The sequence below is a fragment of the Pseudomonas graminis genome, from assembly GCF_900111735.1.
Taxonomy (GTDB): Bacteria; Pseudomonadota; Gammaproteobacteria; order Pseudomonadales; family Pseudomonadaceae; genus Aquipseudomonas; species Aquipseudomonas graminis.
Window position 1 is genome coordinate 389,619 of record NZ_FOHW01000001.1, and the last position, 9,244, is coordinate 398,862.

Annotated in this window: 8 protein-coding genes and 1 pseudogene; 6 read left to right on the forward strand and 3 right to left on the reverse strand. The window is 61.2% G+C overall.

The features are described 5' to 3' along the window. Positions 1-160 precede the first annotated feature (160 nt). The gene (locus BMY98_RS01740; protein WP_074883770.1) at positions 161-1,213 is read right to left on the reverse strand and encodes a GGDEF domain-containing protein; all 1,053 of its coding nucleotides are present in this window, start codon (positions 1,211-1,213) and stop codon (positions 161-163) included. 263 nt (positions 1,214-1,476) lie between these two features. On the opposite strand from BMY98_RS01740, the gene BMY98_RS01745 reads away from it, so the two are divergent. Then, a complete protein-coding gene (locus BMY98_RS01745; protein WP_074883773.1) occupies positions 1,477-2,502 on the forward strand; it encodes a YrzE family protein in 1,026 nt (341 codons plus the stop codon). A gap of 108 nt (positions 2,503-2,610) precedes the next feature. Here BMY98_RS01745 and BMY98_RS01750 read toward each other — a convergent pair whose 3' ends face one another. After that, positions 2,611-2,910 carry an ArsR/SmtB family transcription factor gene (locus BMY98_RS01750; RefSeq protein ID WP_074883894.1) on the reverse strand — a complete coding sequence of 100 codons (300 nt, stop codon included), beginning with the start codon at positions 2,908-2,910 and terminating at the stop codon, positions 2,611-2,613. Between the two features lie 84 nt (positions 2,911-2,994). Between BMY98_RS01750 and BMY98_RS01755 the strand changes: the two genes are divergently transcribed. Next, the gene (locus tag BMY98_RS01755) at positions 2,995-4,086 is read left to right on the forward strand and encodes an NADH:flavin oxidoreductase/NADH oxidase (RefSeq protein ID WP_074883775.1); all 1,092 of its coding nucleotides are present in this window, start codon (positions 2,995-2,997) and stop codon (positions 4,084-4,086) included. A 129-nt stretch (positions 4,087-4,215) separates the two neighbouring features. After that, positions 4,216-5,094, forward strand: a complete 879-nt coding sequence (locus BMY98_RS01760; RefSeq protein WP_074883778.1) for a LysR family transcriptional regulator — start codon at positions 4,216-4,218, stop codon at positions 5,092-5,094. An 18-nt stretch (positions 5,095-5,112) separates the two neighbouring features. Here BMY98_RS01760 and BMY98_RS01765 read toward each other — a convergent pair whose 3' ends face one another. Further along, positions 5,113-5,538, reverse strand: coding sequence for a VOC family protein (locus BMY98_RS01765; RefSeq protein WP_074883781.1), 426 nt, complete (start codon positions 5,536-5,538; stop codon positions 5,113-5,115). Between the two features lie 412 nt (positions 5,539-5,950). On the opposite strand from BMY98_RS01765, the pseudogene BMY98_RS27975 reads away from it, so the two are divergent. The 3 genes and pseudogenes from BMY98_RS27975 to BMY98_RS01775 all read left to right on the forward strand — a co-directional run. Continuing rightward, positions 5,951-6,985: pseudogene (locus BMY98_RS27975) on the forward strand (HAMP domain-containing protein); the annotation flags it as partial. A 90-nt stretch (positions 6,986-7,075) separates the two neighbouring features. Next, positions 7,076-7,840: a methyl-accepting chemotaxis protein gene (locus BMY98_RS27980; protein ID WP_425438840.1), complete on the forward strand. Its 765-nt coding sequence runs from the start codon at positions 7,076-7,078 to the stop codon at positions 7,838-7,840. 138 nt (positions 7,841-7,978) lie between these two features. After that, a complete protein-coding gene (locus BMY98_RS01775) occupies positions 7,979-9,190 on the forward strand; it encodes a GGDEF domain-containing protein (protein WP_074883788.1) in 1,212 nt (403 codons plus the stop codon). Positions 9,191-9,244: the final 54 nt, after the last annotated feature.

The window sequence follows — 9,244 nt, forward strand, 5'->3', positions numbered from 1 at the left end:
GCGTCAGTGGGCACGCTGCGAAATCGATGGTGATCACACCGGCCTCTTCCCGGCTGAAGCCGGTCCCGCTAAAGAGCATCGCGTGCACCCAGCAAGGCCGGCGCCGGACTTAATTGTGGGACCGGCTTAAGCCGGGAAGGCGTCAGTGGCAACACCGCACTCACTCCGCCCGCATCACCCGATTACGTCCCTCCTGCTTGCCTTCATATAAACGCTGATCCGCCCGGTTCAGCGCATCGCGGAACATCTCCCCGTCTTTCAAGATGGCCACCGCCAGGGTCGCGGTGAGGGCCAGGCTCACCTGTCTGATCTCCCCGGCCTGCTCGCGAATGTGCGTCAGTATCCGCTCGGCGATCAGCCTCGCATCCTCGAAGGGGGTGTTGGGCATCAACACCAGAAACTCCTCGCCGCCCCAGCGCGCAGCGATGTCGGTGGTGCGCACGCATCGGCCAATGACGTCGGCGACCTGTTGCAGCACCACGTCGCCCATGTCGTGGCCGTGCTGGTCGTTGATCAGCTTGAAATGATCGATGTCGATCAGCACCAGCGCCGTCGGGATCTCGCGGCGCCCCCCGCCCAACTGACGCAAGCGCTGCAGCACGCGGCGGCGGGTATAGAGGTTGGTCAGGCTGTCACGGTGGGCCGAGTGGTAAAGGTTCATGTGCATCGACAGGTTGAAACGCACCGACAGTGCTGTGGCATGCAGCAGCAATGCCGTGGCGGTCAAGGCGTTGGCCGCGCCGAACAGGTCCTGGGCCTGCTCGCTGACGCTGATCACCGGCACCTTGTTACGCATGAGGTACCCGCCCACCGTGACGATCAGCACGGCAGCGCTCAGACAGCCGCGGCGCACCGGCGAGGAATGAAAGCCGAAAGCGATGATGGGCACGATGCAGAAGACGTACAGGTGGAAGTTGCTGTCCCACCCCAGAACCCAGGTGGCGATGGCCGCATGGGCAATGATTTCGAGACAGATGAGCATGCCCGCGCATCGATACATTCGGCGTTTGATCGCCAGAAGACAGGCGATGTAGGCCGTGACGCTCGCCGCGTTGGTGATCCACATCACGGGCAGGTTCACGATCAAAAACAGTCCAAGCAGAAGCACGTGTATCGCGAACGCGATCTGCACGATCGGGATGATGTGTTTCCAGTATTCAACGGTGGCTTCCCGAGTGACCTGAGTGCGGTCATCGGCGGTGAGGGTATTCATCAGGATGTCTCGGAGAAAATATGTACGGTGGCGTAGGGGGTAGCGAAGTACAGGATGCGGGGAGCCGCAATATCGCGATTCTGAATAACATTAATTCCAATTTAATCTGCTGGCAGATCTTTGAATTTCCAGCATTCTGATAGTTTGAGCATTTTGCCATCATTTTATTTTTCGCCGGCATAAAACTAACCAAAAAGCCTGAGTGTCATTGAATTAAGCGCAAGGATTCTTGCGTACTGCCAATGACCAAAGGAACTGCCACCATGATTCGCGATGACCAACTAACGCCCGCTGGCTACGATGATCCTGTCTACCGGGGAACCGCTGTCGCACCCTTGCTCAAACGTATTTCCTGGGGCGCCATTCTGGCCGGTGTGGTCCTCGCACTGGTCGTGTCACTCATGCTCAGCCTGCTGGGCACCGCCATCGGCAGCGCCAGCATTGATCCGTTGCAGGAAGCCGACCCGCTAGCGGGCATGGGCAAAGGCACCGGCATCTGGCTGGGTGTCAGTATGGTCATTTCTCTGTTCGTCGGGGGCTGGGCCGCCGGCCGGTTGGCCCATCGCGAAGGCGCCTTCCACGGCATTCTGGTCTGGGCCAGCGTTTCGCTGATCAGCGTTTACCTGGTGTCCAGCGCCGTGACCGGCGTCGTGCGTGGCGGTCTGAACCTGGCAGGCAGTGGCCTGTCGGCAGTTGGCAGCGGTATCGCGCAAGTGGCCCCGGCCGTTGGCGGCAAGATTCAGGAGCAACTGCGTGCACAAGGCATCGACTTCAATCTGGACGATATCCAGGGCGAGATCGAACAAGCCATGCGCCAGACCGGCAAGCCGGAGCTGGATCCGAACAAGGTCAAGCAGGACGTCGCCACCACCCAGGAAGACGCTAAAAACACCGCCCAGCGCAGCGCTCAAGCGCCGCAACAAGCCGACGAGCAACTGAGCGGCTTGCTGGACCGGCTGAAGGCCAAGGGCGACCAGGCCTGGGATGCGGCTGACCGCCAGGCGTTCGTCAACCTGATCAAGGCCCGCGGCAACAAGACCGACGCTGAAGCCAACCAGATCGTTGATCAGGCCCAGGCCAGCTACCGTCAGGCGTACGCCAAGTATCAGGAGCTGAAAGCTCAGGCAGAACAGAAAGCCCGAGAAGCGGCTGACGTTGCGGCGAAAAACATTTCCCGCGCCGCCTGGATCCTGCTCCTCACCCTGGTGGTATCTGCCCTGGTCGCGGCAGGCGCTGGTGCAATGGGTCGTCGTACCCAACCGGCTGCGAAGATCGTCGGCGCTGTCTAAGCGTCAGGTTCAAGCCCCCAAATAAAATGGCCCGATCGCAAGATCGGGCCATTTTTGTTTGCGCTGCGGCTGTGAAACGAACGGCTCCGTACCTCTGAAAATGCCGATTCACGCCTGCGCCAGAATGCACCGCAGCAAGCCAGGGAAGCGGATATCCAGTTCGTCAGTGCGCAGTGAATTCATGTGGGTGGTCCCGATGTTGCGCGTGTGCACCAGGCCCGCGTCGCGCAGGACGCGAAAGTGATGGGACATGCTGGACTTGGGCCGCCCGCCGTCGAGTTCACCGCAGGTGGCCTCGGCCACCGAGGAAAGACAGCGAACGATTTCGAGACGCACGGGGTCACTTAATGCGTAAAGCAAACGCTCAAGTGTGAGTTCGGTAGGTAACGGATGTTTGAAGGCGCGCATGCCGCGCATCATAGCGGGGGGTTTCATTCTTCGCCATATTTCGAATACTATCGAACAAGCGAATTCAATCATCAGGAGTATTCCATGTCTGCATTGTTCGAACCCTTCACGCTGAAGGACGTGACCCTGCGTAACCGCATCGCCATCCCTCCAATGTGCCAGTACACGGCAGACGACGGCGTGATCAACGAGTGGCACCACGTTCACCTGGCGAGCATGGCCCGCGGCGGCGCCGGTCTGGTGGTCGTCGAAGCCACCGCCGTCTCCCCTGAAGGCCGTATCACTCCGGGTTGCGCCGGTATCTGGAGCGACGAGCACGCCAAGGCGTTCATTCCTGCAGTGCAAGCGATCAAGGCCGCCGGCTCGGTCCCGGGCATCCAGATTGCCCACGCCGGCCGCAAGGCCAGCGCCAACCGTCCATGGGAAGGCGACGACCATATGGCGGCCGATGACGCCCGTGGCTGGCAGACCATCGCGCCGTCGGCCATCGCATTCGGCGCCAACCTGCCGAAAGTCCCGCAGGAAATGACCCTCGATGACATCGCCCGGGTCAAGCAGGACTTCGTCGACGCAGCACGCCGCGCCCGTGAAGCGGGTTTTGAGTGGATCGAACTGCACTTCGCCCACGGCTACCTGGGCCAGAGCTTCTTCTCCGAACACTCCAACCAGCGCACCGACGCCTACGGTGGCAGCTTCGACAACCGCAGCCGCTTCCTTCTGGAAACCCTGGCCGCCGTGCGTGAAGTATGGCCGGAGAACCTGCCGCTGACCGCGCGCTTCGGTGTGATCGAGTACGACGGCCGTGACGAGCAGACCCTCAGCGAATCCATCGAACTGGCGCGCCGCTTCAAGGCCGGCGGTCTGGACCTGCTGAGCGTCAGCGTCGGTTTCACCATCCCTGAAACCAACATCCCGTGGGGCCCGGCCTTCATGGGCCCGATCGCCGAGCGCGTACGCCGCGAAGCCGATATCCCGGTGACCTCGGCATGGGGTTTCGGCGATCCAAAACTGGCTCAGGCCGCCGTGCAGAATGGTCAGCTGGACCTGGTCTCGATCGGCCGTGCGCACCTGGCGGATCCGCATTGGGCGTATTTCGCCGCCAAAGAACTGGGCGTCGATAAAGCTTCGTGGACCCTGCCTGCTCCCTACGCGCACTGGCTTGAACGCTACCGCTAAGCGTCTCGCGATACAGAATGCCGCCCAATGAGGCGGCATTTTTATTTGTCGGCGGCACTGGGTACTATCCGCTGCCGGCCGCCTGTTGATGCGCCCTGCCCGACTTGAATCCCCATCCAGGACCTGACGATGATCAGAGAGTTGAAAACCTTTGTCTGCGTCGCGCGGCGAGGCACCTTTGCGGCGGCCGGACGTGAGGTCGGGCTGACGCAGTCGGCGGTCAGTGCGCAGATCAAGAACCTCGAAGACACCCTCGGCGTCACCCTGTTCGACCGCACTGGCCGCGCCGCCACCCTCAACGCTGCCGGTCAGCGCGCCGTGGCACTGGCTGAAGAAATGCTGCAGTTATTCGGGCGCATGGGCAGCCCCGACAGCGCCAATGACTTCCGTGGCGCGCTGCGCATTGGCGCCATCAGCACCGCGCAGACCGGCATCTTGCCCCAGGCCCTGGTGGCGTTGCGCAGCAAGGCGCCGTTCATTGAAGCCAGCCTGGTGCCGGGCGTTTCACTGAATTTGCTCAGTCAGGTGGACGCCGGCGAGCTGGACCTGGCGATCATGATCAAACCGCCGTTTGCCCTGCCCAAGGAGCTGCACGCCGAGGTCATCGCCAGAGAGCCGTTCGTGCTCATCACTCCAGCGGGCATGTCGGGTGACGACCCACGCCAGATCCTCAGCGAGAACCCTTTCATTCGCTACGATCAACGCTCGTTCGGCGGCCGTCGGGTCACTCAGTTTTTGCGCGAGCGCAAGGTCGAGGTGCGGCAAACCCTGGAGCTCGACGAGCTGGACGCCATCGTCAAGATGGTCCGCGCCGGGCTCGGCGTATCCCTGGTGCCCATGGCCGGGTTGTGGCTGGAGCATGCGGAGGACGTGCGGATCATCGATCTGGGCGAGATGACCTTTTTCCGCGAGATCGTGCTGGTGAGCAAATACCTGCAGCGGCACACGCCGCTGCTGGACCTGTTTCGCCATTGCGTCATCGACACGCTGAATCACCCGTCGCGCTGAGCGCCATCCGGCAGACGGCTATTTGGCGAAGAGCTGGCTCATGTCCTTGAATGCCTTGAATTCCAGGGCGTTGCCGCACGGGTCGAACAGAAACATGGTGGCCTGCTCGCCGACCTGGCCCTGAAAGCGGATGTAGGGTTCGATCACAAACTTGGTTTCCCGGGCGCGCAGACGCTCCGCCAACGCCTCCCACTCTTCCCAGTGCAGGATGATGCCGAAATGCGGAACCGGCACGTCGTGGCCGTCCACCGCGTTGGAGTGCACGGATTCCTGGGAAGTGGTTTTCGGGTGCTCGTGGATGACCAGTTGATGGCCGTAGAAATCAAAGTCGACCCATTGCTCGCTGGAGCGGCCTTCGGAAAGACCGAAAACATCGCCGTAGAAATGGCGTGCGGCGGCAAGGTCGTAGACGGGAATGGCGAGGTGGAACGGCGAGAGGCTCATGGTCGATCCTTAAAGACGGATAGGACGTCAGCGATGACGTGAGCAAAGTGTTGATCGTAAACAGGCGTTGGGAAAGCGGATATTCGCGCTACTGAGCCTCAACTATTTTGATCAATCACCAACACGTGCCAGGCTCTGCCATCGAACCTCTGCCTGCTCGACGCCACGCCAGAGTCACGCGTGTGGCGCTACAAACTGATAGCCACACTTCGGCCACACTTGGATCCTCGCCGAGCACCTTTGCTTAACACCCTTTGATGACACGCCGTCCGTGCCACACGACCGATTGTCAGATTCCAGCCATACAGAGGCCTGATTTACCCAGGAAAGCATTCATCTATCGCGCCGCCCGCCGATAGACCGGCAGACAGACTGCAATCCTTTCCCCGCAATCGCTTGAAGGCTCTACGGCATGACCAAATCCCTGAAATTCCGCCACAAAATTCTGCTGGCGGCCTCGCTGGTGGTGATCGCTGCATTCACCTTGTTCACCCTGTACAACGATTATCTGCAACGCACTGCCATCCGCGATCAGTTAAGGGAAAGTCTGAACCAGATGGGCGAAAGTACGGCCGGTAATATCCAGAACTGGATGTCGGGACGCATCCTGCTGGTGGAAAACGTTTCCGAGGGCGCCGCCGTGTCGCCGTCGCCTGAAGTGTTCAACCGTCTGCTGGGCCAGCCGACGCTGATCTCGACGTTCATGAGTATCTACCTGGGCAAGGCCGATGGCTCGTTCGTGACCCAACCGCCTGACGACATGCCCGGAGATTACGACCCGCGCACCCGCCCCTGGTACACCGATGCGCTGAAGGCCGGCAAAACCACCCTCACCGAGCCCTACCTGGACGCCGTGACCAAGGGCCTGATCGTAACGATCGCCACGCCGGTCAAAGGCCCTTCCGGAGTCGCTGGCGTTGCGGGCGGTGATCTGAGCCTCGAAGTGCTGGTGAAAATGATCAGCGCGCTGCGCCTGCAGAACGACGGCCATGCCTTTCTGGTCGACGCCAACGGCCGCATCCTCGTGCATCCGGACACCTCGCTGGTGATGAAAACCCTGGCCGAGGTCTACCCGAACGCTACGCCGCGGTTGTCCGAGGACGTCAGCGAAAGCGAGCACGCCGGCAATATGGAGGTCATCACCTTTGCTCACGTTGACGGTCTGCCTTCGGTCAACTGGTACGTCGGCATCGCCGTCGACAAGAGCCAGGCCTACGCCGCCCTGGGTGATTTCCGTAACTCGGCGATCGTCGCCACGATTATCGCCGTGGTGCTGATCATTCTTCTGCTGGGCGTGCTGCTCAACGTGCTGATGCGTCCGCTGAATACCATGGGCCGTGCCATGCACGACATCGCGGCGGGTGAAGGGGACCTGACCAAACGTCTGGCGGTCCTCAGTCAGGACGAATTCGGTTACCTGGGCAACGGCTTCAACCTGTTCGTTGAACGGATCCATGACTCGATGCGCGAAGTGGCCTCCTCCACCGTGCAGCTCAATGAAGTCGCGTTGCGTGTGGTGAGCGCTTCGAACTCTTCGATGCTCAACTCCGACCAGCAAGCCAACCGCACCAGCAGTGTCGCGGCGGCCATCAACGAGCTCGGCGCAGCGGCGCAGGAAATCGCGCAGAACGCCGCCATGGCTTCCGGGCATTCCAGCGACGCCCGCAGCATGGCGTCCAACGGTCAGGCCGTGGTCGGTCAGAACATCCAGGCAATGAACCGCTTGTCGACGCGCATCAGCGGTGCCAGCGAGCAGATCGAACAGCTCAACACCAAGACGGCCAACATCGGGCAGATTCTCGAAGTCATCACCGGCATCTCCCAGCAGACCAACCTGCTGGCCCTCAACGCCGCCATCGAAGCAGCGCGCGCCGGGGAAGCCGGGCGCGGATTTGCCGTGGTGGCTGACGAAGTTCGCAGCCTGGCCCATCGCACTCAGGAATCGGCCAGTCAGGTTCAGAAAATGATCGAGGAGTTGCAGCACGGCGCCCGTGAAGCGGTGTCGATCATGAACGAGAGCCAGCGCGAGAGCCATGAAAGCGTGAGCATCGCCAACCAGGCCGGCACCAGCCTGGAAAGCGTGACCGTGCGCATCGGCGAGATCGACGCGATGAACCAGTCGGTCGCTACGGCCACCGAAGAGCAGACCTCGGTGGTCGAGGCGATCAACGTCGACATCACCGAGATCAACACACTGAACCAGGAAGGCGTGGAAAACCTGCAAGCCACGCTGCGCGCCTGTTCCGACCTGGAACGCCAGTCGGTGCGCTTGACGCAGCTGGTGGGCAGTTTCCGTATCTGAAGCAAGTCGGAGCGCTGTTCATCGCAAACCTGACGCTTGATCGGTCAGTGCTTGCCAAACCAGCGCTCCGACGAAATGATGGCACTAAGACACTACTCGTGATGTCACAGTCCGGTAACCCACCCCTTTTGGTGCAACATGCTTTCCTTTGTCCTCGATCGCCCTGACCCCAATGACGCGCAACTTCTTGCCGAAGTCGATCGCACCATCGCGTCGCGCTTTCGCAGTCTGCGTTTCAGCACTGACCTGGAACGTCGTTACGAAGCAGAGACGCTCGAGCAACGCCGCCAGTTTCTCACTGCCGTAGGCATCGGCGGCATCCTCATCTACAACCTGTTCATGGTCAGCGACTGGCTCAGCCTTAACGACATGTTTACCTACGTGGCGGTGGGCCGTGTCTGCCTGATGACGCCCATCTTTATCCTTCTGCTGATCATCGCCGACCGCGCCTGCACCCGACGCACTGTCGAGACAACGGCAGCCATCGGCACCGTCACGTGTTCGGTGATGCCGCTGGTGGTGATGATCTTCAGCGAAAGTCCGTTTCGGCTGCACTACCAACTGGGAATGCTGCTGATCATGGTGTATTGCACGGTGATCCAGCAGGTGCCAGTGCGGTGTGCGGCGGTATCAATGGCCTGCATGCTGGTCATCCAGCTAGTGACCACTTACCTCGCTGACTTCGCCGACTTTCAGATCTGGCAGGCCAATGCGCTGCTGTTCTTTTCCACCGCGGCGCTGCTGATGATGGCCTCGTGGTTTCTGGAACACGGCAGTCGCTTGAGTTATCTGTTTGCGTTGCGCGGGCGCTTGCTGCAATCGCAATTGGCGGAACTGGCGCGGATCGATTCGCTGACGCAATTATTCAACCGGCGCTTTCAGGGCGAGGTGCTGGCATCGCTGTGGAGCCGCTCGATGCAGGCGCCCACGAACGTCGCGGTCATCCTGCTGGACATCGATCACTTCAAATCCTACAACGATAATTACGGGCACATGCAGGGCGACACCTGCCTGCGTCTGCTCAGTGGCGTGATTCAGCGCACCGCGCAGAAAACCAACGCCCTGACCTTCCGCTTCGGCGGCGAAGAAATCCTCGTGCTCATGACCGACGCCCACCCGGCCCAGGCCAGGGCGCTGGCGGAAAACCTGCGCTTGGCGGTCGCCGCGCTCAATGTGCCTCACCCGGTACTGGGCGATGGCGCCAGAGTCACCATCAGCCTGGGCGTCGCCGTCGCCAGCGCACCGCACACCAGCGCCGAAGTGCTGATCGCCATGGCCGACAAAGCCCTCTATGCCGCCAAGGGCGAAGGCCGCGACTGCCTGCGCTGCGCCCCCGCTGAAGTGGCCTAACGGGCCCTACCCCCAAGCTGCGGTCCGACTGAATGACTGCGGTCCCACTAAAAA

What these genes read in the sequence shown, in the direction of transcription:
- BMY98_RS01745 (WP_074883773.1), top strand. Translation starts at nt 1,477, where the DNA reads ATGATTCGCGATGACCAACTAACGCCCGCTGGCTACGATGATCCTGTC.
- BMY98_RS01765 (WP_074883781.1), bottom strand. Translation starts at nt 5,538, where the DNA reads ATGAGCCTCTCGCCGTTCCACCTCGCCATTCCCGTCTACGACCTTGCC.
- BMY98_RS01755 (WP_074883775.1), top strand. Translation starts at nt 2,995, where the DNA reads ATGTCTGCATTGTTCGAACCCTTCACGCTGAAGGACGTGACCCTGCGT.
- BMY98_RS01750 (WP_074883894.1), bottom strand. Translation starts at nt 2,910, where the DNA reads ATGCGCGCCTTCAAACATCCGTTACCTACCGAACTCACACTTGAGCGT.
- BMY98_RS27980 (WP_425438840.1), top strand. Translation starts at nt 7,076, where the DNA reads ATGCTCAACTCCGACCAGCAAGCCAACCGCACCAGCAGTGTCGCGGCG.
- BMY98_RS01740 (WP_074883770.1), bottom strand. Translation starts at nt 1,213, where the DNA reads ATGAATACCCTCACCGCCGATGACCGCACTCAGGTCACTCGGGAAGCC.
- BMY98_RS01760 (WP_074883778.1), top strand. Translation starts at nt 4,216, where the DNA reads ATGATCAGAGAGTTGAAAACCTTTGTCTGCGTCGCGCGGCGAGGCACC.
- BMY98_RS01775 (WP_074883788.1), top strand. Translation starts at nt 7,979, where the DNA reads ATGCTTTCCTTTGTCCTCGATCGCCCTGACCCCAATGACGCGCAACTT.